The 26,275-nt window shown below is 71.1% G+C and carries 24 protein-coding genes; 14 read left to right on the forward strand and 10 right to left on the reverse strand.

Annotated features, from left to right (window positions below; all coding sequences use genetic code 11):
• Window positions 1–28: 28 nt before the first annotated feature.
• Complete coding sequence (locus tag IF12_RS0117350) at window positions 29–1,174, reverse strand: cystathionine gamma-synthase (protein WP_030160605.1); 1,146 nt, start codon at window positions 1,172–1,174, stop codon at window positions 29–31.
• A gap of 134 nt (window positions 1,175–1,308) precedes the next feature.
• Between IF12_RS0117350 and IF12_RS0117355 the strand changes: the two genes are divergently transcribed.
• Window positions 1,309–1,620 carry a hypothetical protein gene (locus tag IF12_RS0117355; protein WP_133884077.1) on the forward strand — a complete coding sequence of 104 codons (312 nt, stop codon included), beginning with the start codon at window positions 1,309–1,311 and terminating at the stop codon, window positions 1,618–1,620.
• A 94-nt stretch (window positions 1,621–1,714) separates the two neighbouring features.
• Here IF12_RS0117355 and IF12_RS0117360 read toward each other — a convergent pair whose 3' ends face one another.
• Entirely contained in the window at window positions 1,715–2,101 is a 387-nt protein-coding gene (locus IF12_RS0117360; protein ID WP_030160609.1) for a VOC family protein, read from the reverse strand.
• Between the two features lie 64 nt (window positions 2,102–2,165).
• On the opposite strand from IF12_RS0117360, the gene msrA reads away from it, so the two are divergent.
• From msrA to IF12_RS0117385, 5 genes are all read left to right on the forward strand, one after another.
• Window positions 2,166–2,771 carry a peptide-methionine (S)-S-oxide reductase MsrA gene (gene msrA, locus IF12_RS0117365; protein ID WP_081913698.1) on the forward strand — a complete coding sequence of 202 codons (606 nt, stop codon included), beginning with the start codon at window positions 2,166–2,168 and terminating at the stop codon, window positions 2,769–2,771.
• 96 nt (window positions 2,772–2,867) lie between these two features.
• On the forward strand, window positions 2,868–3,482 hold the full coding sequence (gene sigK, locus IF12_RS0117370) for an ECF RNA polymerase sigma factor SigK (RefSeq protein ID WP_051704545.1): 615 nt from the start codon (window positions 2,868–2,870) through the stop codon (window positions 3,480–3,482).
• A complete protein-coding gene (locus tag IF12_RS0117375) occupies window positions 3,479–4,234 on the forward strand; it encodes an anti-sigma factor domain-containing protein (RefSeq protein ID WP_030160613.1) in 756 nt (251 codons plus the stop codon). The genes sigK and IF12_RS0117375 overlap by 4 nt, the downstream gene beginning before the upstream one ends.
• A 129-nt stretch (window positions 4,235–4,363) precedes the next feature.
• A complete protein-coding gene (locus tag IF12_RS0117380) occupies window positions 4,364–5,860 on the forward strand; it encodes a molybdopterin-dependent oxidoreductase (RefSeq protein WP_030160614.1) in 1,497 nt (498 codons plus the stop codon).
• A 42-nt stretch (window positions 5,861–5,902) separates the two neighbouring features.
• Window positions 5,903–6,541, forward strand: coding sequence for a fasciclin domain-containing protein (locus tag IF12_RS0117385; protein WP_030160615.1), 639 nt, complete (start codon window positions 5,903–5,905; stop codon window positions 6,539–6,541).
• Between the two features lie 48 nt (window positions 6,542–6,589).
• On the opposite strand, the gene IF12_RS0117390 is transcribed toward IF12_RS0117385, so the two are convergent.
• A complete protein-coding gene (locus tag IF12_RS0117390; protein WP_030160616.1) occupies window positions 6,590–7,087 on the reverse strand; it encodes a MarR family winged helix-turn-helix transcriptional regulator in 498 nt (165 codons plus the stop codon).
• 114 nt (window positions 7,088–7,201) lie between these two features.
• On the opposite strand from IF12_RS0117390, the gene IF12_RS0117395 reads away from it, so the two are divergent.
• From IF12_RS0117395 to IF12_RS0117410, 4 genes are all read left to right on the forward strand, one after another.
• Window positions 7,202–9,310: an efflux RND transporter permease subunit gene (locus IF12_RS0117395; protein ID WP_030160617.1), complete on the forward strand. Its 2,109-nt coding sequence runs from the start codon at window positions 7,202–7,204 to the stop codon at window positions 9,308–9,310.
• A 139-nt stretch (window positions 9,311–9,449) separates the two neighbouring features.
• The gene (locus IF12_RS0117400) at window positions 9,450–9,668 is read left to right on the forward strand and encodes a hypothetical protein (RefSeq protein ID WP_030160619.1); all 219 of its coding nucleotides are present in this window, start codon (window positions 9,450–9,452) and stop codon (window positions 9,666–9,668) included.
• A 21-nt stretch (window positions 9,669–9,689) separates the two neighbouring features.
• Window positions 9,690–12,821: a LuxR family transcriptional regulator gene (locus IF12_RS27050; protein ID WP_030160621.1), complete on the forward strand. Its 3,132-nt coding sequence runs from the start codon at window positions 9,690–9,692 to the stop codon at window positions 12,819–12,821.
• A gap of 2,540 nt (window positions 12,822–15,361) precedes the next feature.
• Window positions 15,362–16,891: a multicopper oxidase family protein gene (locus tag IF12_RS0117410; RefSeq protein WP_030160622.1), complete on the forward strand. Its 1,530-nt coding sequence runs from the start codon at window positions 15,362–15,364 to the stop codon at window positions 16,889–16,891.
• Window positions 16,892–17,065: 174 nt separating this feature from the next.
• Here IF12_RS0117410 and IF12_RS0117415 read toward each other — a convergent pair whose 3' ends face one another.
• From IF12_RS0117415 to larB, 3 genes are read right to left on the reverse strand one after another with little or no spacing between them, the layout of a single operon-like run.
• Window positions 17,066–17,443 carry a PH domain-containing protein gene (locus IF12_RS0117415; RefSeq protein WP_030160624.1) on the reverse strand — a complete coding sequence of 126 codons (378 nt, stop codon included), beginning with the start codon at window positions 17,441–17,443 and terminating at the stop codon, window positions 17,066–17,068.
• Window positions 17,444–17,483: 40 nt separating this feature from the next.
• The gene (gene larC / locus IF12_RS0117420; protein ID WP_231492635.1) at window positions 17,484–18,836 is read right to left on the reverse strand and encodes a nickel pincer cofactor biosynthesis protein LarC; all 1,353 of its coding nucleotides are present in this window, start codon (window positions 18,834–18,836) and stop codon (window positions 17,484–17,486) included.
• A gap of 49 nt (window positions 18,837–18,885) precedes the next feature.
• On the reverse strand, window positions 18,886–19,605 hold the full coding sequence (gene larB, locus IF12_RS0117425; protein WP_051704532.1) for a nickel pincer cofactor biosynthesis protein LarB: 720 nt from the start codon (window positions 19,603–19,605) through the stop codon (window positions 18,886–18,888).
• Window positions 19,606–19,815: 210 nt separating this feature from the next.
• Between larB and IF12_RS0117430 the strand changes: the two genes are divergently transcribed.
• The 3 genes from IF12_RS0117430 to IF12_RS0117440 all read left to right on the forward strand — a co-directional run bounded on the left by IF12_RS0117430 (window position 19,816) and on the right by IF12_RS0117440 (window position 22,568).
• Window positions 19,816–20,547: a glycerophosphodiester phosphodiesterase family protein gene (locus tag IF12_RS0117430; protein WP_030160633.1), complete on the forward strand. Its 732-nt coding sequence runs from the start codon at window positions 19,816–19,818 to the stop codon at window positions 20,545–20,547.
• Between the two features lie 117 nt (window positions 20,548–20,664).
• Window positions 20,665–21,066 carry an ATP-binding protein gene (locus IF12_RS0117435; protein WP_035749422.1) on the forward strand — a complete coding sequence of 134 codons (402 nt, stop codon included), beginning with the start codon at window positions 20,665–20,667 and terminating at the stop codon, window positions 21,064–21,066.
• A 149-nt stretch (window positions 21,067–21,215) separates the two neighbouring features.
• Window positions 21,216–22,568 (forward strand): glycosyltransferase 87 family protein, encoded by a 1,353-nt coding sequence (locus IF12_RS0117440; RefSeq protein ID WP_166659545.1) that lies wholly within the window; start codon window positions 21,216–21,218, stop codon window positions 22,566–22,568.
• Between the two features lie 159 nt (window positions 22,569–22,727).
• Here the strand turns inward: IF12_RS0117440 and dnaB are convergent, their stop codons facing one another.
• On the reverse strand, window positions 22,728–24,170 hold the full coding sequence (gene dnaB / locus IF12_RS0117445; RefSeq protein WP_081913712.1) for a replicative DNA helicase: 1,443 nt from the start codon (window positions 24,168–24,170) through the stop codon (window positions 22,728–22,730).
• A gap of 323 nt (window positions 24,171–24,493) precedes the next feature.
• Between dnaB and IF12_RS0117450 the strand changes: the two genes are divergently transcribed.
• Window positions 24,494–24,883 carry a hypothetical protein gene (locus IF12_RS0117450; protein WP_030160639.1) on the forward strand — a complete coding sequence of 130 codons (390 nt, stop codon included), beginning with the start codon at window positions 24,494–24,496 and terminating at the stop codon, window positions 24,881–24,883.
• A gap of 85 nt (window positions 24,884–24,968) precedes the next feature.
• Here the strand turns inward: IF12_RS0117450 and rplI are convergent, their stop codons facing one another.
• Genes rplI through IF12_RS0117465 form a run of 3 tightly spaced genes read right to left on the reverse strand, consistent with a single transcriptional unit; the run spans window position 24,969 to window position 26,259 of the window.
• Complete coding sequence (gene rplI / locus IF12_RS0117455; protein WP_030160641.1) at window positions 24,969–25,430, reverse strand: 50S ribosomal protein L9; 462 nt, start codon at window positions 25,428–25,430, stop codon at window positions 24,969–24,971.
• Between the two features lie 14 nt (window positions 25,431–25,444).
• Window positions 25,445–25,690, reverse strand: coding sequence for a 30S ribosomal protein S18 (rpsR, locus tag IF12_RS0117460; protein WP_030160643.1), 246 nt, complete (start codon window positions 25,688–25,690; stop codon window positions 25,445–25,447).
• A 59-nt stretch (window positions 25,691–25,749) separates the two neighbouring features.
• On the reverse strand, window positions 25,750–26,259 hold the full coding sequence (locus IF12_RS0117465) for a single-stranded DNA-binding protein (RefSeq protein WP_030160645.1): 510 nt from the start codon (window positions 26,257–26,259) through the stop codon (window positions 25,750–25,752).
• Window positions 26,260–26,275: the final 16 nt, after the last annotated feature.

Below are 26,275 nucleotides of genomic sequence, written 5' to 3' on the forward strand. Positions count from 1 at the left end.
TTCTTTCTCGCGGGGGACTGGGGTGCGCCTAGCCGAGGGCCCGGCGCAAATCGGCCAGGAGGTCGTCGGCGTCCTCGATGCCGACCGAGAGCCGCACGAGGTCCGAGGGGACCTCGAGGGCCGAGCCGGCGACGGAGGCGTGGGTCATGCGGCCGGGGTGCTCGATGAGGGACTCGACGCCGCCGAGCGACTCGCCGAGGGTGAACACCTCGGTGCGCGCGCACACGTCCACGGCGGCCTGCTCGCCGTCCTTGTGGCGGAAGGAGACCATGCCGCCGTAGCGCTTCATCTGCTTGCCCGCCACGTCGTGCCCGGGGTGGTCGGCCAGGCCCGGGTAGCGGACCTCGGCGACCTTCTCGTGCCCGGCGAGGAATTCGGCGACGCGCTCGGCGTTGTCGCAGTGCCGGTCCATGCGCACCCCGAGGGTCTTGATGCCGCGCAGGGTGAGGAACGCGTCGAAGGGGCCGGCGACGGCGCCCATCGAGTTGTGGTGGAAGGCGATCGCGTCGGCCAGTTCGGCGTCGTCGACGACGACCGCGCCGCCGATCACGTCGGAGTGCCCGCCGATGTACTTGGTGGTCGAGTGGACCACGACGTCGGCGCCGAGCGCGAGCGGCTGCTGGAGGTAGGGGCTCGCGAAGGTGTTGTCCACCACCACGATCGCGCCGTGGCGGTGCGCGAGGTCGGCGAGCTGCTCGATGTCGGCGATGTTGAGCAGCGGGTTGGTGGGCGTCTCGACCCACACCATCTTGGTGCCCTCGCTCATGACCGCGGCGACGGCGGCGAGGTCGGTGATCGGGGCGGGCGTGTACCGCAGACCCCAACGCGCGGCGACCTTGTCGAACAGGCGGAACGTGCCGCCGTAGGCGTCGTCGGGGATGACCACGTGGTCGCCCGGCGCCAGCAGCGCGCGCAGGATCGTGTCCTCGGCCGCGAGCCCGGAGGCGAACGCGAAGCCGCGGGTGCCGCCCTCGATGGCGGCCAGGCAGGTCTCCAGCGCGGTGCGGGTCGGGTTGCCCGACCGCGAGTACTCGTAGCCGCCGCGCAGGCCGCCGACCCCGTCCTGCTTGTAAGTGGAGGTCGCGTAGATCGGCGGGACGACCGAGCCCGTAAGCGGATCGGGCTCCTGTCCGGCGTGGATGGCGCGTGTGGAAAACCCCTGACCTTCATGCATGGCCCTACGCTAACCGACGCGAGTGCCTCAGCCGTCGGATAGGCACGCTATCGTGCAGACAACACCGCCCCGCTTTCGCCGCGATCCCCGCTCTTCGACCTCGGTTCCATCACGCGGCGGCACCGGAGGGCGCGGTGCACATCGACGGCGCCGCAGGCACCTATGACTGGAGGAGACGCCTCATGGGCTTCGAAGAAGTACACAAGATTGACGTTGACGGCGACGGCAGCGACGACACGGTCGGCGTGCGCCGCAACGAGGACGGCTCGGTCGAGTACCACGTGGACCTCGACGACGACGGCGTCGCGGACATCCTCGCCGTGGACAGGGACGGCGACGGGGTCATCGACCACGTGCTCCTCGACAACGACGGCGACGGCAAGTACGACGAGGCTGTGGTGGACGTCGACGGCGACGGGGTGGGCGACGCCTCGACCCGGCAGTAGACAGACCGCTCCGGCCTCCGAGGCCGGACAGCACCGCGGGCGCCCGTCTCGGGCGCCCGCGGTCGTGCGTTCAGGGACCGAGGAGTGCGCCGGTTCAGTTCTCGCCGCGTTCGGCGTCGGAGCGCTCGATGCAGAACTCGTTGCCCTCGGGGTCGGCCAGGACCACCCAGCCGGCGCCGTCCTCCTTGCGATGGTCGGCGACGAGGGTCGCGCCGATGCCGAGGAGCCGGTCGACCTCCTCGTCGCGGGTCGTGTCGGGGGAGAGGTCGAGGTGCAGGCGGTTCTTGACCGTCTTCGGCTCGGGGACGTTGATGAACAGCAGGCCGGGCAGGGCCTCGCCGGGCCCGATGTAGTTCTCCTCCTCATCGGGGCTGTTCGGGTACTTCGGGTTCTCGGTGTAGCCGGTGACCTGCGTCCAGAACTTCGCGAGCGCGTAGGAGTCCCGGCAGTCGAAGGTGAATTGATTGATTCTCGCGACCATGCGCACACCGTAGCGTCCGTCCCGAGTCCTGGCGATCGTTATTCGCGCGTGACAGACTTGTCTGATGAGCATCACGCATCCGGTCCTCCACCATCCCATCGAAGGCACCCCCGGGCCCGGCGCCGAGATCGCCTACTTCGGCATGGGCTGCTTCTGGGGCGCCGAGCGGCTGTTCTGGCGCGCGCCGGGCGTGTGGACCACGTCCGCGGGCTACATGGGCGGCAACACCGAGAAGCCCTCCTACGAGGAGGTGTGCACGGGCCTGACCGGCCACGCCGAGGTCGTGCGCGTGGTCTTCGAGCCCGAGAAGGGCTCCTACGAGCAGCTGCTCAAGGTCTTCTGGGAGAACCACGACCCGACGCAGGGGATGCGCCAGGGCAACGACATCGGCAGCCAGTACCGGTCGGTGATCTACACCACCACGCCCGAGCAGCAGGCCGCCGCCGAAGCGAGCAAGGAGGCGTTCGCGCCGGTCGTGACCGCGGCCGGGCTGGGCGCGATCACCACCGCGATCCTCCCCGCCGGCGCCTACTGGCTCGCCGAGCCCTATCACCAGCAGTACCTCCACCACAATCCGAACGGCTACTGCAACCACGGCCCCAACGGCCTCACCTGCCCCGTCGGCATCGTCCCGGCGCAGGTCGAGGTCGCGCCCCCGGGCACCGACTGACCACCGGCGCGAAAAAGCACCCGCCCCGGCCCATCCGCTCCCCGTGCGGCTCCGAAGTCATATCGAGAACGCCGATCTTCCGCCGGGAGCGCGATGATGTTTGACAAGGGCGCCGAAGCCCACCGCCAGGACCAGCCGCGGCTGTCGGTCGTGGCCGGGGCCGGGCCCGACACGGCCGAGGCGCTGCTGCACCGCACCGCGCTGGGCGAGGACGACGCCTTCGCCGCCCTCTACGACCTGATGTCCGGGCGCGTCTACGGCCTGTGCCTGCGCATCGTCCGCGACCCGGCGCAGGCCGAGGAGGTCGCCCAGGAGGTCCTGGTCGAGGTGTGGCGCACGGCGACCCGCTTCGACGAGCACCGCGGCTCGGCCGCCGCCTGGATCACCACGATCGCCCACCGGCGGGCGGTCGACCGGGTCCGGTCGGCGCAGGCCGCGGGCGACCGCGAGCGCCGCGCCGCCGCCGAGTCCGCCGAACCCGAGTACGACTCGGTCGCCGAGACCGCGGCCGGGCGGCTGGAGCACCGGCAGGTCCGCCGGTGCCTGAAGACGCTCACCGAGCTCCAGCGGCAGGCGGTCACCCTCGCCTACTACGGCGGCCACACCTACCGGCAGGTCGCGAGTCTGCTGGACGCGGCCGTCCCCACCGTCAAGTCCCGCATCCGCGACGGCCTCATCAAGCTGCGCGACTGCCTGGAGGTGTCGCGATGAGCGAAGACGTCCACACCCTCGTCGGCGCCTGGGCGCTCGACGCGGTCGACGCGGACGAGCGCGCCCGCGTCGAACGCCACCTCGACGCCTGCGCCTCGTGCGCACAAGAGGCCGCCGAACTGCGCGAGACCGTTGCCCGCCTAGCTGACGTGACCGTCGCCGAGCCGCCCGCGCGGCTGCGCGAGAACGTCCTCGCCCAGGTGCGACGCACCCGGCAGGAGGCCCCGGCCGCCCGGCCGGGGGAGGCCCCCGCGCCCGGGCCGGTCGCCGATCTGCGCCGCGGCCCGCACCGCTCCCGACGCTCGCCGCGGCTGCGGCTGGCCCTCGGGGCCGCCGCGCTCGCCGTGGCCGCGGCCTTCGCGGGGGTCTTCGCCACCTGGGCGGTCATGCAGCAGCCGGCCGGCGAGGGCGAGCGGATCGCGGCCGTGCTCGAAGCCGCCGACGCAGAGGTCTCCTACCAGGAGGCCGAAGGCGGCGGCCGCGTCACCGTGATCACCTCGGAGGCGCTCGACCAGGGCGTCGTGGTCGTCGCCGACCTCGCCGCGCCCGGACCGGACCGCTCCTACCAGGTGTGGCTGGTCGAGGAGGCGGGCCAGGTCTCGGCCGGGGTCATGGACCCCGGCGACTCCTCCGCGACCATGCTCGTCGAAGGTCTCGGGGACACCCTGCTCGTGGGGGTCACCAATGAGCCGGCGGGCGGTTCGGCGGAACCGACCCTGCCGATGGTCGCCGACGTGGCTCTGCCCGCGTAGGCGACCGCAGCGGCGCGGACCGGGGCGAAAGCCCAGGTCCGCGCCGTGTTTCGCATCGTGCGCGAAATTGCTCCCGATTTATTTCGCGCCCGGACCCATCCGGGGGCCGACCGGCCCCGAATCCAGGGCATGAACGGCAAACCGATCGCAGCCCTGGCGGGCATCGCCTGCGCGGGGGCGGCCCTCGCAGCGGCGCAGCTCGCCGCAGCGGCGGTGGCCCCTGGCAGCGCCCCCGTGGCCGCGGTCGGGGCCGCGGTGGTCGACGCCGTGCCCGAGCCGGTCAAGGACTTCGCGATCCGGACCTTCGGGGTCCACGACAAGCTGGTCCTGCTGGGGACCATCGGCGCCGTGCTCCTGGTCGCCGCCGCGGTCGTGGGCGTCCTCGCCGTCCGCCGCATCGCGATCGGCTACACCGCCCTCGCCCTCCTCGGCGCCGTCGGGGCCTGGGCCGCGCTGACCCGCCCGGCCGCCGGTGCGACCTGGGCGCTGCCCTCGATCGCCGGCGCCGCCTGCGGCGCGGTCGTCCTGTGGCTGCTGGTGCGGCGCCCCGCCGCCGCCGAGCCGCCCGTGCCCGGCAGGGTCGTCGACCGCCGCGGCGTCCTGTTCGCCCTCACCGGCGCCGGGCTCGCCGGCGCGGTCGGGTGGCGCCTGGGCGGCACCGGCGAGATCGACGCCGCCCGCGAGGCCGTCCGCCTTCCCGAGCCGGTCTCGGTCGGCCCCGCGGGGACCGGACTCGACGTCGAGGGCCTCACCCGCTACCTGACCCCGAACGCCGACTTCTACCGCGTGGACACCGCTTTGGTGCTTCCCCGGGTCCTCCCCGAGGACTACGTCCTGCGCGTCACCGGCCGCGTCGCGAACCCGATCGAGCTGACCTTCGCCGACCTCCTCGAACGCGAGCTGGTCGAACGCGAGATCACCCTCTCCTGCGTCTCCAACGAGGTCGGCGGGAACCTCGCCGGGAACGCCCGCTGGCTCGGCGCGCCCCTGGCCGACCTGCTCGCCGAGGCCGGGCCCGAGTCCGGCGCCGACCAGGTCGTCTCCCGCTCCGCGGACGGCTGGACCGCCGGGACCCCGACCGAGATCTGCATGGACGGGCGCGACGCCCTCGTCGCCGTCGGCATGAACGGCGAGCCGTTGCCGCTCGAACACGGCTTCCCGGTGCGCATGATCGTGCCCGGCCTGTACGGCTACGTCTCGGCCACCAAGTGGCTCGTGGAGATCGAGCTCTCCTCCTTCGCCGACTTCGACGCCTACTGGGTCCGCCGCGACTGGTCGGCCGAGGGCCCGGTCAAGACCTTCTCGCGCATCGACACGCCCAAGCCGCTCAAGCGCGTCGCGACCGGGCCGACCGCCGTCGCCGGGGTCGCCTGGGCCCAGCACCGCGGCATCGACCACGTCGAGGTCCGCGTCGACGAAGGCCCCTGGAACGAGGCCGAACTCGCCCCCGTCATCGGCGAGGACACCTGGCGCCAGTGGCAGTGGACGTGGAACGCCGAGCCCGGCCGCCACAAGTTGGAGGTCCGCGCGACCGACGCGGAGGGCGACACGCAGACCCAGGAGCGGACACCACCGTTCCCCGACGGCGCCACCGGCTGGCACTCGGTCGTCGTCACCGCCGAATGAACGCCGGGGCGAACCCCGGCACCGAAGAGAGAGGCAAGACCGATGAGCAATCGACTTCTGACCCGCACTGGAGCACTGGTGGTGGCCGCCGGATTCGCGTTCGCGCTGACCGCCTGCGGCTCGGACGGCGACGACACCTCCACCGAGGACGCCACGTCCAACGAAGCGCCCATGACCGAGGACGAGGCCACCGAGGAGGACATGGCCTCCGGCGAGTTCGGCGCGGCGTGTTCGGCCGTGCCGGCCGACGGCGAAGGCAGCTTCTCGGGGATGGCCGACGACCCGGTCGCCACCGCCGCGAGCAACAACCCGGTGCTGTCCACGCTGGTCACCGCCGTGACCGAGGCCGATCTGGTCGACACGCTCAACTCGGCCGAGGACATCACCGTGTTCGCGCCGACCGACGACGCGTTCGCGAAGATCCCCGAGGCCGACCTGGAGTCGGTGCTGGCCGACCAGGACATGCTGACGAGCGTGCTGACCTACCACGTGGTGGGCGGGCGACTCGCGCCCGAGGACCTCGCCGGGGAGCACGAGACGCTCCAGGGCGGGACGCTCGAGGTGAGCGGCTCGGGTGAGGACTTCACCGTCAACGGCGAGTCCGCCGTGGTCTGCGGCAACGTCCAGACCGCCAACGCCACCGTCTACATCGTCGACACGGTCCTGATGCCCACTTCCTAAGGGCCCGGTGTCCGGGGCCGTCCGCGATCCGCGGGCGGCCCCGACGCGCTACCCGGGATCGGCCGGGGGGCGCTCGCGCCCGACCGACTGCATCGCCGCGGTGCTCACCGCCAGGAACCGGGCCACGACCTCGCGCTCGGCGGGCCCGAACTCGGCCCAGGACTGGGCGAACGCCCGCGCCAGCGGCACGAACATGCGCCCGCCCTCGACCAGGGCCGCCTCGGGCACGGTCAGGGCCACGCGGCGCCGGTCGCCGGCCGGTCGCGTGCGCTCCACGTGCCCGAGCGCCTCGAGCCGGTCCACGAGCGCCGTGGTCGCCGACGGGCTCAACCCCAGCTCCCTCGCCAGGCCCGAGGGCGACATCGGGTCGCCGCCGCGGGCCGCGTCGAGGATGAGGCCGAGCGCGTTGACGTCGGTGCGGTGGAGGCCGTGGCGGGCCCCGAACCGCTCGGCGTACCGGTCGGACTCCACCGTCAGCGTCTGGAGCAGCCGGGTGAGGTCGAGGTCGGAGAGCCCGCCTCCGGTATCGGCGGTGTCGCGGGTCATAGGTGTCGTCCTGTCCGTGTCCGAGGTCGAACTGTAGTTTACTGTTTCGATCATCGAAATATCCATCGATGGAACCACCGGCGTATTGCGCTCCGAAGACGAGGAGACCCGACCATGGCCCCCGAACGACCGAAGCGCGCGGTCGCGCGACTGCGCTGGCTCCTCCCGGCGCTGCTGGCGCTGGCCTGGCTCGCCGTGGGCGCCTTCGCGGGGCCCTTCGCCGGGAAGCTCAGCCAGGTCGCCGTCAACGACGGCTCGGCGTTCCTGCCCTCCACGGCCGAGTCCACCGAGGTGATCGAGCTGCGGGCGGCCTTCGAGGACACCGACGCCACCGTCGCCCAGGTCGTGGCCGAACGTCCCGGCGGGCTCGAAGGCGGCGACTTCGCCTACCTCGCCGCGGCCGGGGAGGCGATCGCGGCCCTGCCGTTCAACGCCGGGCCGGCGCCCGAGCCGATCCCCTCCGGCGAGGCCGCGCCCGAAGCGGCCATGATGATCGTCCTCATCGACGCCTCCGAGGAAGCCGGCGTCGACGAGTCGGACGCGGTCGCCGAGATCCGCGCGCTCCTCGCAGACGACCGCCCCGAAGGGCTCGAAGTGCTCGTCGCCGGCCAGGCCGCGCTCGGCGCCGACCTCGGCGAGGCCTTCGGCGGCGTCGACGGCCTGCTCCTGCTCGTGGCCGCGGCCGTCGTCGCGGTGATCCTCGTGCTCGTCTACCGCTCCCCGCTGCTGCCGATCCTGGTGCTCCTGTCCTGCGGCTTCGCGCTCGCCGCCGCCAGCGCGGCCGTCTACGCCCTGGCCGACGCGGGCGTGATCGATCTCAACGGCCAGAGCCAGGGCATCCTGTTCATCCTCGTCTTCGGCGCGGCCACTGACTACGCGCTGCTGCTCGTGGCCCGATTCCGGGAGGAGCTGAGCGGCGGCGCCGACCGGTTCGCGGCCGTCCGCAAGGCGCTGCGCGCCACGATCGAGCCCATCGCCGCCTCGGCCGGGACCGTGATCCTCGGCGTGCTGTGCCTGCTGTTCAGCCAGTTGGAGTCGAACCGGGGGCTCGGGCCGGTCGCGGCGATCGGCATCGGCGCCTCGTTCCTGGCGGCCACGACGTTCCTCCCGGCGGTGCTGGCCCTGTTCGGGCGGTCCGCGTTCTGGCCGCGCCGCATGGCCTCCGGCGCCGCGCCGCGCCGTTCGCGCCTGTGGTCGGGCGTGGCCGGGCTCGTCGCCCGCCGGCCCCGGGCGGTCTGGTTGACCGTGGCCGCGGGACTGGTGGTCGCGGCGGCGTTCATGACCCAGCTCAAGGCCGACGGGACGACGCAGACGGACGTGTTCCTCACCGAGGTCGACTCGGTCGCGGGCCAGGAGCTGCTCGCCGAGCACTTCGCGGCGGGCTCGGGCGCGCCGGCGGTCATCATCGCGAACGCCGACCAGGCCGAGGCGGTCGCCTCGGCCGCGGAGGTCGACGGGGTCGCCGAGGTCGCCTTGGCGGTGGACGAGACCGGCGAGGTCCGCGAAGTGGACGGCCTGGTCGAGATCGAAGCGGTCCTGGAGGACGCGCCCGACAGCGACGCCGCGATGGACACTGTGGAGCGGCTGCGGGAGTCGGTGCACGCCGTCTCCGGCGCGGACGCCAAAGTGGGCGGACCGACCGCGATCCAGCTCGACACCCTCAACGTCTCCGAGCGCGACCGCGCGTTGATCATCCCGATCGTGCTCGTGGTGATCCTGCTGGTGCTCATGCTGCTGCTGCGGTCGATCCTGGCGCCGCTGCTGCTGGTCGCGACCGTCGTGGTCTCCTTCGGGGCCACCATGGGCGTCTCGGCGCTGGTGTTCAACCACCTCCTCGGGTTCCCCGGCGCCGATCCCACAGTGGTCCTGTTCGGGTTCGTCTTCCTGGTGGCCTTGGGGATCGACTACAACATCTTCCTGATGACGCGCGTGCGCGAGGAGTCGGCGCGGCTGGGGACCCGCGCCGGGACGCTCCGCGGCCTGGTCGCCACCGGCGGGGTCATCACCTCCGCCGGGGTGGTCCTCGCCGCGACGTTCTCGGCGCTCGCGGTCCTGCCGATCCTGTTCCTGGCGCAGATCGCGTTCGTGGTCGCCTTCGGTGTCCTCCTCGACGCGGTCATCGTCCGCTCCCTGCTGGTGCCCGCGCTCACGTTCGACATCGGCCGCGCGGTCTGGTGGCCCTCGAAGCTCGCTCGCCGAGTAAGGCCCGACCGCCGCGAGTAAGGGATTCTGAGGGGATCGGGTCCGGAACTAAGGCGGGTAAGGGGTGCATCGACGCGGAATGCTGATGCACCCCGGCGGGCCTCAGCCGGAGCATTGGTGTCAGGCCGGAGACACCGGCCCCGACACCGAAGGACCGAAGATGAACGACTTCGATTTCCACTACACGCACTACGTCCGACACGAGGAGCTCATCAAGGACGCCGAGAACGAGCGCCTCGCCCGCAGCCTCATCAAGGCCGCCAAGCAGACCCGCCGCAGCGGTCGCACCGTCCCGCACGACGGCGTCGCCCGCCGGGTCGCCCGCGCCCTCGGCCGCGGCGACGCGGACCGGCGAAATGAACAAGCCGCCGCGTCATAGGGCCATGTCATGATTGCTGACATGCCGCGCCTTGGTTCCGATCTCCCCCTCTTCGCCCGCGACGCCGAACTCGCGACACTGCGCGAGGCACTCGCCGCCGCGAAGACCGGGAGGCCCGCCACGGTGCTCGTCTCCGGCGACGCCGGAGTCGGCAAGACCAGGCTGCTCCACGAATTCACCGACAGCGCCGGTGACGGTGTCCGCACCGTCACCGGCCACTGCCTCGACACCGCCGACTCGGCCCTCCCGTACCTGCCCTTCGCCGAGATCATCGGCTCCCTCGCCCGCGACAACCCCGACCTCGTCGCCGCCCACCCCGGCCTCGGCCCGCTCCTGCCCGGCCACCCCGCCGCCGCCGAAGGCGACTTCGGGCGACTCGGCCTCTTCGAAGCCCTCCACGCCGCGCTCGCCGACCTCGCCGCCGCCCAACCGGTCGTCCTCACCGTCGAAGACCTGCACTGGGCCGACCGCTCCAGCCGCGACCTCCTCGCCTTCCTCACCTCGCGCCTCACCGGCCAGCGCCTGCTCATCCTCGGCTCCTACCGCGCCGACGCCCTCCACCGCGGCCACCCCCTGCGCCCCCTCCTGGCCGAACTGGTGCGACTGCCGGCCGTCCAGCGCCTCCACCTCGACCCGTTCGACCCGCAGCACGCCGCCGACTTCGTGCGCGAACTCAACGCCGGGCTCGACGACGCCTCCGTCTCCAAGATCGCCGCCGCCTCCGAGGGCAACGCGTTCCTCGCCGAGGAGCTCGCCGCCGCCGAGACCCACACGGTCACCCTCGAACTCGCCGAAGTCCTCCTCTCCCGGCTCGAGCGCCTCCCCGACGCCGCCAAGCAGGTCGTCCAGCTCGCCTCCGTCATGGGCCGCCGCTTCACCTACCGGCGCCTCAACGCCGCCGCATGGACCCTCCTCGACGAGACCGGCCTGCGCCACGAACGCGAACTCGACGAAGCCCTCAGGGCCGCGATCTCCCACGGCATCATCGTGCAGAAGAGCGCCGACACCTACGCCTTCCGCCACGCCCTGCTCGGCGAGGCCGTCTACTCCGATCTCCTCCCGGGCGAACGCATCCGCTACCACCAGAAGATCGCCGAGTCGCTGGCCGACGACCACGGCAAGGGCGCCGAGGCCGAACTCGCCCACCACGCCCACGAGTCCGGCGACCTGCCCTGCGCGCTCTCCGCCTCGGTGCGCGCCGCCGACGAGGCCGTCGAACTCGCCGCCCCCGCCGAAGCCCTCCTCCACCTCGAACGCGCCCTGACCCTGTTCGACCGCGTCCCCGCCGCCCGCCGGCCCGAGGGCGTCACCGAACTGCGGCTGACCCTCCGCGCCGCCTCCAACGCCGAGGCCTCGGGCGAGATCAAACGCGCCCAGTCCTACTCGGCCGCGGCCGTGCGCCTCGCCGACGCCTCCGGCGACCCCCTCACCGGCGCCTCCACCCGCCGCAAGTACGCCAAGCACCTCCTCACCGTCGAAGGCTACGAACCGGACGCCCACCGGGTCGCCTGGGAGGCCTGGGAACTGGTCAAGGACGACAAGCCGCACGCGATCAAGGCCTGGGCCCAGGCCGTCCTCGCCCGCACCTGCTACGCCAACCGCCAGTACGAGGAGGCCGCCACCTGGTCGGCGCAGGCGATCGCCACCGCCGACGCGGTCGACCACGACCCGGACCACGGCCACCTCGCGGCGAAGGCCGACGCGATCCTCACCGACAACTTCGCCGCCTTCCGCGGCGGCGTCCAGACCGTGGACCAGACCATCGCCCGCAACCGGGAGGCCGTCGACCTCGTGCGTGGCAAAGGCTGGCCCGAGGTCGAGCTGCGCGCCCACTTCAACGACGGCCTCGCCCTGATCGAGGCGGCCCGCATCGCCGAGTCCCTCGTCCACTTCGACCGTGGCGCCCACCTCGCCCGGCGCACCGGCGACAAGTGGAGCGGCTTCGGCCTGGAGATCGCCGTCCGCCAGGTCATCTGCAACTACATGCTCGGCCGCTGGGACGAGGTCGACGCCAACGGCGAGATGGCCTCCAGCGTCCTGCCCGGGGTCGTCCTCACCCGCCTCGCCGCCGCCGTGCTCCTCGTCGACGTCGCCCGCGGCCGCTTCGAGGCCGCCGACCGGCGCCTGGACTACCTCGCCGACCGCTGGCAGATCGACGGCCAGGTCCTCGCCCTTTCCTCGCTGTGCGGCGCCGAACTCGACCGCTGGCGCGGCCGACCGGCCGACGCCCTGGCACGCGTCGAGCAGGCCACCGAGTGGATGAGCCGCCGCCGCGGCTACTACCTCGCCGGCCTGTCGGTGTGCTCCGCCGGGATCGGCGCCGCCGCCGACCTCGCCCAGCAGCACCGCCAGAACGGCGACCAGACCGCGGCTGACGAAGCGGTCGCGAACGGCAAGCGCCTGGCCGAACGCGCCCAGTTCTTCCTCGAACACGGCCGACCCCTCTCGGGCACCCTCGGACCCGAAGGACATGCCTGGCTCGCCCAGATCGACGCCGAACGCTCCCGCCTCGACGGCATCGGCGACGCCCGGCTCTGGCGCGTGGCCGCCGAAGCCTTCGACTACCGCACCACCGAGCGGTCCGTCAACGGCGGAACGTCCGAAGCCGTTCCACAGCGATCCGCCGTGAGACTCGGCGAGCAGGAACGCCTCGACCTGGCTCTCAACGACCCGGTCGCCTCCGAGACCCTCGCCCTCCTCGACGCCGCCGACGATGCTCCGGGAGTCGGCGCGCAGGAGGGGAACTGGGCCGAGCCGTACCGCCAGACCTACGCCCGCTGGCGCCTGGCCGAGGCACTGCTCGCCGAGAGCAGCGCCGAATCCCGAGCCGAAGCCGCCGAGATCCTCACCGAGGCGAAGGCCACCGCGATCCGCCTGGGCGCGAAGCCGCTGTCCGAGGAGCTGTGCGCGCTGGCCGAACGCGCCCGCCTCGACACACCGCTGCCGACCTCGACGCCGCTGACGCCGAGGGAGCTGGCGGTGCTGCGGTTGGTGGCGCGCGGGCTGACGAACCGCCAGATCGGCACCGAGCTGTACATCTCGGAGAAGACGGTGAGCGTGCACCTGTCGAGAGCAATGGCAAAACTCGAAGTCGCGGGCCGGGCGGCCGCAGTGAACGCCGCCCACCTCCGCGGCTACCTGACCGAAGACTGAAGCGGCCCAGCCCGAGGGAAGTACGGCGGGAAGCGACCGGAAAGACGCGACCTGAAATGACCCGGCCGGAAGTGGTGCGCCCAGAAGCGACCCGACCTGGCGGGGAGGGGACCGAAGCAGCCGAAGTGCTCCGCCGTGCGCGGAGACGTTGGACAGAGGACACCGGCCTCGCGCTGAGCTTCGGTGAGGCGGACCGAGGTGGAGGAAGGAGGTGGAAGAAGAAGGTGACCGAACCCCGCAACCAAGCCGCTGCGAACCGGCGGATGCCGAGGCGAAGGAAAGCACCGAACAAGGGCGACGGCTACCGCGCGGCACGGCCGGAAACGTCGGCGATCGCGGAGACTGCCGAAGGGGCGGGTGCGCTGGTGCGAACCAGGACGGGCCCAGACGCTGTGCTCGGAGGGCTGGGATCGGGTCGCGGAAACCGCTGAAGGGCGCGGCTGTGCTAGCGCGAATCCGGTCGAGCCCGGATCCCGTGATCGGGCGACGGAGGAACGGATCGCAGCGACTGCTGAAGAGAGTGGATGCGGCAGAACGAGCCGTGGCGGTCAAGGATGCCGCGATGCGGCGAATTGGATTGAGTCGCGGCAACGCCTGGTTCCGCTTGCGCCGGTGTGAACCGGTGGAAGCGGGGATGCTGTTATCGGCCTACAGGCAACGGATCCGATGAGCCTCGACGACTCCGGGTACGAGCCGGGGCAGGCGCGGATCCTGCGGTCAGGCGGCCGGAAGCGGGCCGCGGCGAGTGTTGGAGGGCTCGAGTGTGCCAGCGTGAACCGGTGCGAGTGGGGATGTCGTGATCGGGTGACGGGAACGGATTCGGTGAGCGCCGACAAGCTCGGGTGTGAGCCGAATTGGGTGCCGATCCCGTGGTTGGGCGGCTGGAACCGGATCGCGGCGATTGTTGAAGGGCCTGGGCGTGTCGGTGTGAACCTGGGCGAGCTGTGGCGGATGCGGATGCCATGATGCGACGGCCGAGATCGGATTGCGGCGAGTACTGGCGGGCTTGGTTGCGCCGGCGCGGACCGGTGCAAGCGGGGATGCTGCGATCGGCCTACGGGCAACCGAACCGGCGGCCGCCGATGAACTCGGTTGTGGGACAAGGTGAGCGCGGATCCTGTGGTCGAGTTGCTGGGGTCGGGTCGCGGTGACTACTGGAGGGTTCGGTCGCGCTGGCGTGATCCGGTGCGGGCGTGGATGTCGTGGTTGGGAGACCGGAACGGAACCGGCGGCCGCCGATGAGTTCAGGCGCGGGCCGAGACAAACGCGGATTCCGCGGTCGGACGGTCTGGGTCGGATCGCGGCGAATATTGAAAGGCCTGGGCGTGTCGGTGTGAACCGGGGTGAGCCGTGGCGGATGCGGGTGTCGTGATGCGGCGATTCGGATCGGATCGTGGCAAGCTCTGGAGCGCTCGGTTGCGCACTCGGGCGCTGTGATCGGGTGACGTGATTGGCGCCGGTGAGCGCCGATGAGTCCGGGTGCGAGCTGAGGTGAGCACGGATCCCGCGGCCGGTCAGATGGGATTGGATCGCGGTGGCTGCTGAAGGGCTCCGGTGTGCCAATTCGAGCCTGTGCGAGGCGTGGCGAGCGCCGATCCTGCGGAAGGGCGGTCGGACGGCCGGGGTCGGGTTGCGGCGAGTGCTGGAGCGCTTGGGTTCGCCAATGTGAACCTGGGTGAATTGTGGCGAATGCGGTTGCTGTGATCGGGCGGCGGGAAACGGCTCCGGTAAGCGCCGATGTGTTCGGGTGCGGGTGCGAGCTGAGGTGCGCGGATCCTGTGGTTGGGCGTCTGGAATCGGACCGCGGGGACTGCTGGCGCGTGTGAGCACGGATGCGGCTGAGCGAGCCGCGGTGGATGCCGTGATGCGGCGAATTGGATCGGGTCGCGGCGAGTACTGGGGTGCTCTGGCAACCAGCGCGAACCGGTGTGAGCGTAGTTGCCGCGATCGGGGGACCGGAACGGAACCGGCGGCCGCCGACGAGCTCGGGGTGAGCTGTGGCGAATGTGGCTGCCGTGATGCGACCGCCGGGATCGGGTTGCGCGAGTACTGGAGCGCTCGGGTGCGCCAATGCGAACCCGGGCGAGTCATGGCGAATTCGGATGCCATGATCCGGCGGCTGAGATCCGCTCGTTGCGACCGCTGACGGGTTCGGGTGCGTCGGCGTGAATCGGGGCGAGCTCGGGTGCGCGGTGCCGACTGCCGCCGACACCTCTGGTTGGATCCGTTGCGGTCTCATGGGGGCCCGTTCGCGCTGGCTGGGCCGGGTATCGTTCCCTGCGATCTGGGACTGTGGTCGACGTCGCAATGCTTTCGGCGGAACCACGGGTGCGGCTTCAGGCCTTGTTCGGTGGCCTTCGGTGTTTGCTGTGGCTTGCGTCCCGCCTTCTTCGGCGCTGTCACCTGCGCTTTCTCTCTTCACTGCGCCTCGCACCGCTACCCGAGGTTGACACCGCCCTGCCGTGTAGTCCCCCGGTGGTACGTCGAATGCCTTCCCAGGCCCGATGTACGCGGCGGGCCCGCGCACGAACATTGCAGCCATGAAGCGGCGTAAAGCACTCAAGTGGACCCTCGTCGGCGTTGGCGGCGTCGGCGCCGTCACCCTCGGCGGGGTCGGATACGTCGGCTACCTCTGGGCCGACGCCAAGCTCGACACCGTCGGGAAGGTCGACTTCACCAACCCTCTCGCCGTCCCCCCGCTCGCCGAATCGACCCAGGACTCCTCGGGCACGCGGATCTTCGACCTGGAGATCCAGTCGGGCACCGTGCCGTTCAAGAACGGCCGCGAGACCGACACCTGGGGGATCAACGGCGCCTTCCTCGGCCCCACCATCCGCGCCAAGCGCGGCGAGGAAGTCGCCTTCGCGGTGCGCAACAGACTTGATGAGGGCACCTCGATCCACTGGCACGGGATGCACCTGCCCGCGGTCATGGACGGCGGCCCCCACCAGGAGGTCGCCTCCGGCGGCGACTGGGCCCCGCAGTGGACCCTCAACCAGCCCGCCGCGACCCTCTGGTACCACCCGCACCCCCACGGCCGCACCGCCAAGCATGTCTACAACGGACTCGCCGGGATGTTCATCATCGACGACGACACCTCTGAAGGCCTCAGTCTGCCTTCCGAATACGGCGTCGATGACCTGCCGATGATCGTGCAGGACCGGAAGTTCGACGACGCCAACCAGTTCGACGACCAGGCCGCCTTCCTGAGCATGCAGGGCTTCTTCGGCGACTCGATCATGGTCAACGGCACCCTCGGCCCCTACTTCGACGTCTCCACCCGCCTGGTGCGCCTGCGCCTGCTCAACGGCTCGCTCTCGCGCCTGTACAACTTCGGATTCAGCGACGACCGGCCCTTCTCCCTGGTCGCCACCGACGGCGGCCTGCTGCCGAGCGCATGGGAGACCGACCGCCTCCAGCTCTCACCCGGCGAACGCGCCGAGATCGTCGTGGCCTTCGAACCCGGTGAGACCGTCCAACTGCGCTCCTACCCGGCCTCCCACGGCTACACGGGCCCGCTCGGGCGCGTCAACGGCGCTGACGACCTGCTCGACGTCTGCGAGTTCCGGGCCGCCGGGACCCTCACGGACGAGACAGCGATCCCCGCGGTCATTGGGGAGGCCCCGGACCTCGAAAGCGCCGAGGTCGCCGAGGAGCGCTCGTTCGCACTGTCGGGCTTCAACCAGATCAACGGCGAGTCGATGGACATGGAGCGCATCGACTTCGGGGTCCGCGAGGGCTCCGTCGAGGTATGGGAAGTGACCAATGGGGACGGTTACATGCACAACTTCCATGTGCACGACGTCCAGTTCCAGGTCCTCAGCGTCAACGGCGAGGAGCCGTCCGAGCACCTGCGCGGCTGGAAGGACACCATCCAGCTCGCCCCGCAGTGGAAGTACCGGATCGCCATGCGGTTCACCGACTACACCGACCCGAACCTGCCGTACATGTACCACTGCCACATCCTGTCCCATGAGGACTCCGGCATGATGGGCCAGTTCGTGGTCCTCGGTGAGGGCGAGGAGATCGGTCAGGTCCCGGTCGTCGAGACCGCCCACAGCCACGGCTGAGCCGCCTTCCGCGCCGACAGAACGATTGGGCTGCTTGGTGATCGGGTCGCTGAACGACCAGGTCGTTGAACAATCTGGTTATAGGACGACCCCGGTCGGCACCGGCCGGGGGCGGCGGCACCGGGAGGACCGGCCGTAGGCACAACGACGGTCCTTCCGGTGCCGCACTTGAAATCAGAGCGAGTTCGCGGCGATGTGCTTGGCGATCGCGGGCAGGTCCACGTTCCCCTTGAACTCGAAGCGGACGCGGCCGAGGTCGCCGCTGAACCACAGGTCCAGCTCGCCGTCGTTGTCGAACAGGCCGGTGGTCTCGACCGAGTAAGCCTGGATCTTGTTGAAGGGCAAGGAGGTGTAGTCGCGCTTCTTGCCGGTCATGCCCTGGACGTTCACGGCGATGACCCGCTTGTTGGTGAAGACCACGAAGTCGCGGACGCCCTCGAAGGCCAGGGCCACCTCTTCGCCGTCGATCAGCAGGGGCTGGACCTCGTCGCGGAAACCGGGCTTTTCGGTGAACTTGAGCTTGAAAACCGAGCCGTTCTTGAAATCGATCATGCGGGCAGGATATCGGTCCCGGCCCACCGGTGCGGTACCGCTAATACCGTTCGGCCGCAAGGGCAGTGGCCTGGGCGATCACCACTTTGAGCGGACGGTCGAGCGCCGCGGCCGCCGCGGCGGCGTCCTCGTACTCGACCGAGGCGTTCACCACCTCGCCGTTCTCCAGCGCGATCTTCACCCCGATGTCGTGTCCGTCCACATCGATGTGGGTGTAGCGGCGTTCCAACGCGTACTTGTCGATCGGGTACGAGCGCATCCCGATGGTCGTGGTGTGCCTGACCAGCGCCGAGCGCACTGCGGCGACCGCCTCTGCCCGGCACAGCACATGCACAGTGTGCGCCGGGCGGCCCTTCTTCATGAGGATCGGCGTCAACCAGGCGTCCGAGGCGCCCGCGTCGAGCAGCGCCGCCAGCGCCGGAGGCCACAGCCGCGGATCAAGATCATCCACATTGGTCTCGATCACGACCGGCTTTCCCGAGGTGTCACCATGGGGTGCAGGCGAGTCCAGTTCGGTTCTGGATTCCGAATCGTGCGCATGTGGGTGCGGGACCGAGTCAGCCCCGTGGTCATGCGGCGCAGGGTCTTTCGGTGTCTCGTGTGCGTCGGGATGATGCGTCTGATCGGTGATCTGATGGCGGTGCGCGTGCGCACCGCGGCCCGCGGTGCGGACCTCGTTCCCGATGACGAGGCGCAGCAGGTTCGCCCGCTCCTTCGGGTCCCGGCCGCCCGCGCCGACGCCGACCCGGTCGACCACCATCTCCGGCAGCGGCCCGTAATCGGAGGCCGCCGCCGCGAGGATCGCCGCGCCCGTCGGCGTGCACGCCTCATAAGGCACCGCGCCCACCACGGGCGCACCGGCGTCCGCCAGCACCCGCAGCACCGCCGGGGCCGGCAGCGGGATCGACCCGTGCGAACCCCGCGTCGAACCGCCCCCGACGGTCACCGTCGAGACCGTCAACCGCTCGATCCCCAAGGACGCCAGGCCCGCCGCGGCCCCCACGATGTCCGCGATCGAATCGAGCGCCCCCACCTCGTGGAAGTGCACCTCCTCGACGTCGATCCCGTGCGCGGCCGACTCCGCGGCCGCCAGGCGCGCGAACGCCCCCAGCGCGAGCTTCCGGACCGCCTCCTCCAGCTCCGCGCCCTCGATCATCGCCCGGATCGACGACCAGCGCCGGTCCGTCTCCACCTCCGGCACCACCACGTCCATCTTCACCGCCGCCAGGCCGTGCCGGGCCACCCGCTTGGGGCGCAACCGGATCGGCTCGGTCCCGAGCGCGTCCACCGCCGCCTGCATGAGCGCCGGATCGACCCCCGCATCGGCCAGGGCCCCGAGGAACATGTCCCCGCTCGCACCCGCCGAGCAGTCCAACCACGCGATCTTCACCACTGCGCCCCCACCGTTCCGTGCCCGCCGCCCCGGCTCCGCCGATCAGCACTCACAGCGCCCCCTTGACGCCGAGCATCCGGACCGCGGCCATCGCCGCCCCGAACCCGTTGTCGATGTTCACCACGCACACCCCCGGCGAACAGGAGTTCAGCATCGTCAGCAGCGGCGCCAGCCCACCGAACGCCGCGCCGTAGCCCACCGAGGTCGGCACCGCCACGACCGGCGCGCTCACCAGGCCCGCCACCACACTCGGCAGCGCCCCGTCCATGCCCGCCACCACGATCACGCACGCCGCCTCCCGCAACTGCGGGACGCGGTCGAGCAGCCGGTGCAGCCCCGCCACGCCCACGTCCGCGACCAACCGCGCCTCGACCCCGTTCGCCCGCGCGACGAACTCCGCCTCCCGCGCCACCGGCAGATCCGACGTCCCCGCGCACACCACCGCGAGCGGACCCACTTCGGCATCAGGGAACGCCCCGACCGCGCACACCCCCGACTCGACCAGCACCTCGGCGCCGAACGCCTCCCGGACCGCCGCCGTGGACGCCGCATCGCAGCGCGTCGCGACCGCCACCCGCCCCGGATGCGCCTCCCGCAAAGCCCGCAGCGCACCGACCACCTGCTCAGGGGTCTTGCCCGCCGCGTACACCGCCTCAGCCGCACCCGTGCGCTCCGGCCGGCCCGTGTCGATCTTCGCCCAACCCAGATCGCGGTAGGACCCCCCACCGCCATCACCACCGCGAGCCGCTGAACGGCGCTCATCCTGCACGCCCCCATCCTCCCTCCCACCCGTCACCGGCCGCCACCCGAATCAGATCCGTCCCAGCGACAGAGAGCCCCGCCAGCGAGAGCACTGCGGCACCGGCCGAGCACCGCCTGCACGGCTTTCGCGGCCGCCAGACGCGAGCGTTCACCCCGCCGACACGAGTCCTTCGCACGCGCGGCCGTGCGCGTCACCCCCACCGACTATCGTCAAGGGGTGTCGCATCCGCTGATCGCCGCCCACCGCGGCGCGAACGAGTTCCTCCCGGAACATTCCCTCGCCGCCTTCCGCCAGGCGATCGTCGAGGGCGCTGATGCCTTCGAGTTCGACCTCCGCCTCACCGCAGACGGCCACCTCGTCCTCCACCACGACCGCACCGTCAAACGCACCTCCGGCGCCAAAGGCGCCGTCGCCGACCTCACCCTCGCCCAACTGCGCGAACTCGACTTCTCCCACCAGCACCCCGAATGCTCCGGCAACCCCGAGGCCGAGCGCATCCCCACCCTCGAAGACCTCCTCGGCCTCGTCGTCGACTCCGGCAAGGACCTCAAACTCCTCATCGAGGCCAAACACCCCTCCAAGTTCGGGCCCCGCCTCGAACTGCGCCTCTGGGAGACCCTCCGCCGCTGGCCCGGACTCGACTTCACCGTCATGTCCTTCTCCCGCGCCGCCCTCAAGACCTGGCGCGGCCTCGACACCGACACCCCGCTCGTGTGGATCTTCGAATACCCCTTCCGACGCCCGCCCGAAGGCGTCCAGATCCTCAGCTCCCGCGTCGACTACCTCGAATCCACCCCCGAATTCGTCGAACGCAGCCACGAGGCCGGCTACGAGGTGTACACCTGGACCGTCAACGACCCCGAGACCGCCCGCAAGGTTGCCGCGCTCGGCGTCGACCTCGTCGTCACCGACCGGCCCGCCGCCATCCGGCAGACCTTCGCCGGCTGACCCGACGCGCGCCCCGAGACGGACCGGGGGTCCGCCTGTAATGCTGGCGTCATAGCGCAGCAACAGGTAGGTTGCTGTATAGCCTCCGACCGGCACCCAGGGAAGGAAGGGGACGCGATGCCCGCTGCGATACCGGCACCAGAGCGACTGCGCGTCCCCCACCAGTCGGGGGCGCCCGGCCAGGTCCGGCGCTGGCTGCGCGAGGCCCTCCCCGACCTTCCCGACGAGGCCCGCGACGACCTCCTCGTGTGCGCCACCGAACTCGTCTCCAACGCCGTCCGCCACGCGCGCCCGCTCCCCGGCGGCGACCTCTGCGTCGCCTACACGCTCGGTCCCGGCGACGTCGAGGTCCGCGTCCTCGACGGCGGATCGCGGACCCAGCCGCACGTGTGCGCGGTGAACCTCGACTCGGCGCACGGCCGCGGCATGTTCATCGTGTCCAAACTGTCCACCGACTGGGGCGCCCGCACCCACAACGACGGCAGCCAGGAAGTCTGGGCCCGCATCCCGCTGCGGTGAACAGACCGCCGTCCCACGATCCGGACGCGACCGCTCTGGATTGTCGGACCCCGATGTCACCCTGAATGCAAGGGGCGCTGCGGATCGGCGTCCCGACCGCTTCGGGCTGCCCTCAGGCCCCGCGAGACGCGTCCCCGTACGCTGTCCGGGTGTCCAACCGACCACTCGCCATCGACCTCGCCTTCTACTCCCTGGCCGCACTCTTCGCGGGCGCCACCGCACTGTGGACCACCCTCGACCCGCACGCCCAGTGGGGCGCGATCGCCTTCGGCGGCTACCTCCCCGCCGCGGTGTGCATCGCGATCCTCCTCACCCAGCTCGGCGCCCAGTGGCGGCTGCGCGCCCTCATCGCCCTCGGCACCGCGCTCGCCGTCACCGCGATCCCGTTGGTGCTCATGGCGGTCGAACGCGCGGGCGGCGCCACCGACCGCGCCCAGGAGGAAGTCCACGTCGTCGAGGCCTCCGCCGCGCGACTCCTCGACACCGGCAGCCCCTACCTCCACGCCGACGCGATCGCCGCCCTCCCCGAACCGCTCCTCGGCTACAACCCCTACCAACCCGGCATGGCCCTCTTCGGCTTCCCCGCCGCGCTCTTCGGCGCGCACTGGTGGACCGACGCCCGCGTCTGGTTCCTCCTCGCCGCCGTCGCCTGCGCCGCCGCGGCCGCCCGCCTCCTCCTCGGCGGCGGCGGCGCAGGACAGTCGGCTTCGGGACACGGGGCCGGTAAGGGCCCGCTGCTGCGCGCCCTCCAGGCGACCTTCGTCTTCCCGGTGTGCGCCTTGACGTTCGCGACCGGAGGCGACGACATGCCCGTCGTCGCCCTCATGGTCCTCGCGCTGGCGTTCGCCCACCGCGAGCGCGCCTTCGCCGCGGGACTGGCGATCGGCGCGGCCGCCGCGCTGAAGCTGTTCGCCTGGCCCGTGGCGGTCGTGCTCGCGTTCTTGGTGTGGCGCGGCGGGGGACTGCGCCGCTACCTCGGCGGGTTCGCCCTCCCGGTGGCGGCGACGATGCTGCCGGTCCTGGCCGTGGACGCCCGCGGCTTCTTCGACAACGTGATCGCCTTCGGGCTCGGCCACGGCGTGGTCGAGTCGCCCGCGCAGTCGCCGCTGCCCGGATTCCTCGTCGCCCGGCACCTGCCGAGCGGGGAGCTCATCGCCCCGGCGCTGCTGGGTCTTGCGGCGGTGATCATCGCCGCGCTGCTGTGGACGCGCCCGCCGGTGACGGCCGCTTCGGCGGCGCTGTGGTGCACCGCCGGGCTGACGGCGGCGTTCCTGCTCATGCCCTCGACCCGGTTCGGGTACCTGCTGTACCCGGTGGTCTTGCTCGGCTGGTGGCTGCCGCTGCGCGACGCGATCGCGGGCACGGCCACGAGCGCGCTGTTCACCGGCGTGCCGTCCGAGGACGCGGCCTCGGACGGCCTCGAGTTCGGCGACAACGCGGTGGACGAGTTGGAGGACGAGACCGGACCCGGTCCGTCGATGGCCGTCGAATGGTGGCGCTGAGCCCCGCCGCCGTTCGGACCGTAACCCCCGAGGCAGTGTCGGACCCCCGGGCAACGATTGAAATGGGGGGTCCCCAGGTGTCCGTTTTGAAGGCAAGTGCCGGATTTGCGAAGTGAGGCTCGCCGGATTGTTCCGGTGGGGCGCTCGTGTCGGGACGCTCTAGACGGCCATGTCGACGAAGCGCGAGAGGTGCAGCTGGGCGGCGACGGTGATCGTGTCCGTCGCGCCGTTGCGGTGCTTGGCGACGATGAAGTCGGCCTCGCCGGCGCGCGGGGACTCCTTGTCGTAGTAGTCCTCGCGGTGCAGCAGGATCACCACGTCCGCGTCCTGCTCCAGCGAACCCGACTCGCGAAGGTCCGAGAGCTGCGGGCGCTTGTCGGTGCGCTGCTCGGGCCCGCGGTTGAGCTGGGCGACCGCGATCACCGGGCACTGCACCTCCTTGGCGAGGAGCTTGAGCCCGCGGCTGATCTCCGAGACCTCCTGCTGGCGCGACTCGGTCTTCTTCGGCGAGGTCATGAGCTGGAGGTAGTCGACCACGATGAGCTTGAGGTCGTGGCGCTGCTTGAGGCGCCGGGCCTTCGCCCGGATCTCCATCATGGTCATCGAGGCGGTGTCGTCGACGAACAGCGGCGCCTCGGAGATGTCGCCCATGCGCTTGGCCAGGCGCGTCCAGTCGTCGTCGGACAGGTCGCCCGAGCGCAGGACATGCATCGGCACCCGGGTCTCGGCGCTGAGCAGGCGCATCACGATCTCGAGCTTGCTCATCTCGAGGCTGAACAGGGCCGCGGCGTGGCGGTGGTGGAGCGAGGCGTGGCGCATGAAGTCCATCGCGGCGGTGGACTTGCCCGCGCCGGGACGCCCGGCGACGATGATGAGTTGCCCGGCCTGGAGTCCCGACAGGAGCCGGTCGAGGTCGGCGAAGCCGGTCGGGATGCCGGTCATGAGGCCCTGGCTCGCGCCGATCGCCTCGATCTCGTCCATCGCCGGCTGGAGGAGGTCGGACAGGACCGCGAAGTCCTCGCTCTGGCGGTTGTCGGTGACCTCGTAGACGGCCTGCTGGGCGAGGTCGACCAGGTCGTCGATGTCCCGACCGCCCTGGCCGCCGCCGTAGCCGTACTGGACCACGCGCGTCCCGGCCTCGATGAGGCGGCGCAGGATCGCCTTCTCCTTGACGATCTTCGCGTAGTAGCCGGCGTTCGCGGCCGTGGGCACGGCGTTGAGGAGGTCGTGCAGGTACGGGCCGCCGCCGATCTTGGCGAGGTCGCCCGAGTCGGCGAGGGCCGCGGCGATCGTGACGGCGTCGGCGGGCTCGCCGTTGCCGAACTTGTCGATGACCGCGTCGAAGATCATGCCGTGGGAGGGCTTGTAGAAGTCGCCGGGGCCGAGCACCTCGATGACGTCCGCGATCGCGTCCTTGCTCATGAGCATGCCGCCGAGGACCGACATCTCGGCCTGGAGGTCTTGGGGCGGGGTGCGCTCGTAGGTGCGCGCGCCGCCGCCTCCGCCGCCGCTGAACGGATCCTCCGGGGGAGTGTCGAAATAGGAGCCGTTCGCGCCGTTCGCGCCCCGCGAATGGACGCCACCCGTCGACACGTCGGTCATGCCGCCCACCCCCTCGGTCACCGTGCGTTCATGGAGAATGTACCGCCCGCATATGACACGGGGGCGGCGTCAACGACGCTATGTCGCGCCGCGCACGGTTGCAAACCGGCCTGTGGACAACCTGTGGACAAAGCTGTGGACAACCTGTGGATAACTGGGTCCGGGCCTGTGGACAACCTGTGGACAAGTAGCCGAAGGAGGTTCGGATCGGGGGTGCTACCTGTGGCGACGCCGTCCACCGCCTGTGGACGGAAATTCGTTCGTGCCAACTTGCCACTAGAGTGGAGGGGACCCCGGCACGGCATCAGAGGAGAGCACGGCTCATGACCGCTCCCAAGCGCTCCGAGCGCAGACCCCGGCTCGACCCCGACGGCGACGACCGCCCCGGTGAGCGGGCGTTCACCCCGACGTTGCTGGTGACCCTGGCCTGGTACGCGGTGCCCGTGGCGGTCTACCTCGCGTGGGTGCTCGCACTGCCGCCGGTGGACGCGACGTGCGCGGCGACCGGCTGCTCCCCGGCGGCCCGGGTGGCCGAGGCCGCGGCGGGCGGCTGGGCGTGGACCCTGTCCTCGCTGACGGCGAGTCTGCTGGTGGCGGTGCTGCTGCGGCTGCCGCGCGCGGGCTGGAGGGCGGGCGTGGCCGGATCGGCGGCGGCGATCCTCGGCGCGGGGCTCGTGACGGTCGTGCTGCGCACCGCCGGCTGGGTGATCTGAGCGCCGCGGTTCATCCGAAAGAGCGAACGGACGTGAAGAGGGCCCGCGACCGGAAACGGTCGCGGGCCCTCAACGCTTGCTGGACCTACTTCTTGCGGCGCTTGGCCGGGGTCACCTGAAGCTTGAACTTCGCGGTCACCTCCGGGTGCAGCTTCACCGCGACGTCGTAGGTGCCGATGGTCTTGATCGCCGAGGTCAGCTCGACGCGGCGGCGGTCGATCTTCGGACCCCCGGCCTCGTCGACGGCCTTGACGACGTCGGCCGCGCTGATCGAACCGAACAGCCGGTCGCCGTCGCCGGTGCGGGCGACGATGTGGGCGTCGGTCTTCTTCAGCTGCTCGGCGACCGAGCGGGCCTTGTCCAGGTCGTGGATCTGGCGGGCCGCGCGGGCGCGCTGGATCGCGTCGACCTCCTTCTGACCGCCCTTGGTCCAGGCGATCGCCAGGCCCTGCGGCAGGAGGTAGTTGCGCCCGTAACCGGGCTTGACCTCGACCACGTCACCGGCCGAGCCGAGGTTGGGCACCTCATGAGTCAGGATGATCTTCATAAGAGCGCTCCTTCCTATCGGGTCTGGCTGGTGTACGGGAGCAGGGCCATCTCGCGGGCGTTCTTGACGGCCGCGGCGATCTGGCGCTGCTGCTGGGTGGTCACGCCGGTCACTCGGCGGGCACGGATCTTGCCGCGGTCGGAGATGAACTTCCGAAGCAGCGCCGTGTCCTTGTAGTCGACGTACTCGATGCCCTCTTTTTCAAGCGGGTTGGGCTTCTTCTTCGGCTTCCGCAGGGGAGCCGATTTCGGGTTGGCCATGTGGTGTCTTGCCTCTTACTCGAGATCGTGCCGGGCTGCGCCGCGTGAGCGGCACCCGGTTAGAACGGAGGGTCCTCGTCGAAGCCCGCGTTGCCGGCGCTCGCGCCGGCCGGGGCGGCCGAGGCCCAGGGATCGTCGGGTGCGGAACCTCCGGTGTTGCCGCTGCCGCCCCCGAAGGAGCGACCGCCGCCGCCACCGGCGCCGCCGCCGGACTTGTTCAGCTTCGCAGTGGCGAAACGCAGCGCGGGGCCGACTTCCTCGACGTCCAGCTCGTACACAGTGCGCTTCTCGCCCTCGCGGGTCTCGTAGCTGCGCTGCTTGAGCTTGCCCTGCACGATCACGCGGGTACCGCGCGAAAGCGACTCGGCGACGTTCTCGGCGTACTGGCGCCAGACGCTACAGGTGAGGAACAGGGCCTCACCGTCTTTCCACTGGTTCGACTCGCGGTCGAACGTGCGCGGGGTCGATGCGATACGGAACTTCGCGACGGCGGCACCGGACGGCGTGTAACGCAGTTCGGGGTCGTCGACGAGGTTGCCGATAACCGTGATGACTGTTTCTCCTGCCATGACCTCTTCTCCCTAA

The sequence above is a fragment of the Glycomyces sp. NRRL B-16210 genome (genome assembly GCF_000719515.1).
Classification (GTDB): Bacteria; Actinomycetota; Actinomycetes; order Mycobacteriales; family Micromonosporaceae; genus Glycomyces.

Excerpts from the sequence above, each read along its gene's own strand:
- IF12_RS0117450 (WP_030160639.1), top strand. The coding sequence starts at position 24,494 with ATGACCGCTCCCAAGCGCTCCGAGCGCAGACCCCGGCTCGACCCCGAC.
- IF12_RS0117360 (WP_030160609.1), bottom strand. The coding sequence starts at position 2,101 with ATGGTCGCGAGAATCAATCAATTCACCTTCGACTGCCGGGACTCCTAC.
- IF12_RS0117410 (WP_030160622.1), top strand. The coding sequence starts at position 15,362 with ATGAAGCGGCGTAAAGCACTCAAGTGGACCCTCGTCGGCGTTGGCGGC.
- IF12_RS0117400 (WP_030160619.1), top strand. The coding sequence starts at position 9,450 with ATGAACGACTTCGATTTCCACTACACGCACTACGTCCGACACGAGGAG.
- msrA (WP_081913698.1), top strand. The coding sequence starts at position 2,166 with ATGAGCATCACGCATCCGGTCCTCCACCATCCCATCGAAGGCACCCCC.
- rpsR (WP_030160643.1), bottom strand. The coding sequence starts at position 25,690 with ATGGCCAACCCGAAATCGGCTCCCCTGCGGAAGCCGAAGAAGAAGCCC.
- IF12_RS27050 (WP_030160621.1), top strand. The coding sequence starts at position 9,690 with ATGCCGCGCCTTGGTTCCGATCTCCCCCTCTTCGCCCGCGACGCCGAA.
- IF12_RS0117390 (WP_030160616.1), bottom strand. The coding sequence starts at position 7,087 with ATGACCCGCGACACCGCCGATACCGGAGGCGGGCTCTCCGACCTCGAC.
- rplI (WP_030160641.1), bottom strand. The coding sequence starts at position 25,430 with ATGAAGATCATCCTGACTCATGAGGTGCCCAACCTCGGCTCGGCCGGT.
- sigK (WP_051704545.1), top strand. The coding sequence starts at position 2,868 with ATGTTTGACAAGGGCGCCGAAGCCCACCGCCAGGACCAGCCGCGGCTG.
- IF12_RS0117415 (WP_030160624.1), bottom strand. The coding sequence starts at position 17,443 with ATGATCGATTTCAAGAACGGCTCGGTTTTCAAGCTCAAGTTCACCGAA.
- IF12_RS0117380 (WP_030160614.1), top strand. The coding sequence starts at position 4,364 with ATGAACGGCAAACCGATCGCAGCCCTGGCGGGCATCGCCTGCGCGGGG.
- IF12_RS0117350 (WP_030160605.1), bottom strand. The coding sequence starts at position 1,174 with ATGCATGAAGGTCAGGGGTTTTCCACACGCGCCATCCACGCCGGACAG.
- IF12_RS0117465 (WP_030160645.1), bottom strand. The coding sequence starts at position 26,259 with ATGGCAGGAGAAACAGTCATCACGGTTATCGGCAACCTCGTCGACGAC.
- IF12_RS0117435 (WP_035749422.1), top strand. The coding sequence starts at position 20,665 with ATGCCCGCTGCGATACCGGCACCAGAGCGACTGCGCGTCCCCCACCAG.
- IF12_RS0117395 (WP_030160617.1), top strand. The coding sequence starts at position 7,202 with ATGGCCCCCGAACGACCGAAGCGCGCGGTCGCGCGACTGCGCTGGCTC.
- IF12_RS0117385 (WP_030160615.1), top strand. The coding sequence starts at position 5,903 with ATGAGCAATCGACTTCTGACCCGCACTGGAGCACTGGTGGTGGCCGCC.
- IF12_RS0117375 (WP_030160613.1), top strand. The coding sequence starts at position 3,479 with ATGAGCGAAGACGTCCACACCCTCGTCGGCGCCTGGGCGCTCGACGCG.
- dnaB (WP_081913712.1), bottom strand. The coding sequence starts at position 24,170 with ATGACCGACGTGTCGACGGGTGGCGTCCATTCGCGGGGCGCGAACGGC.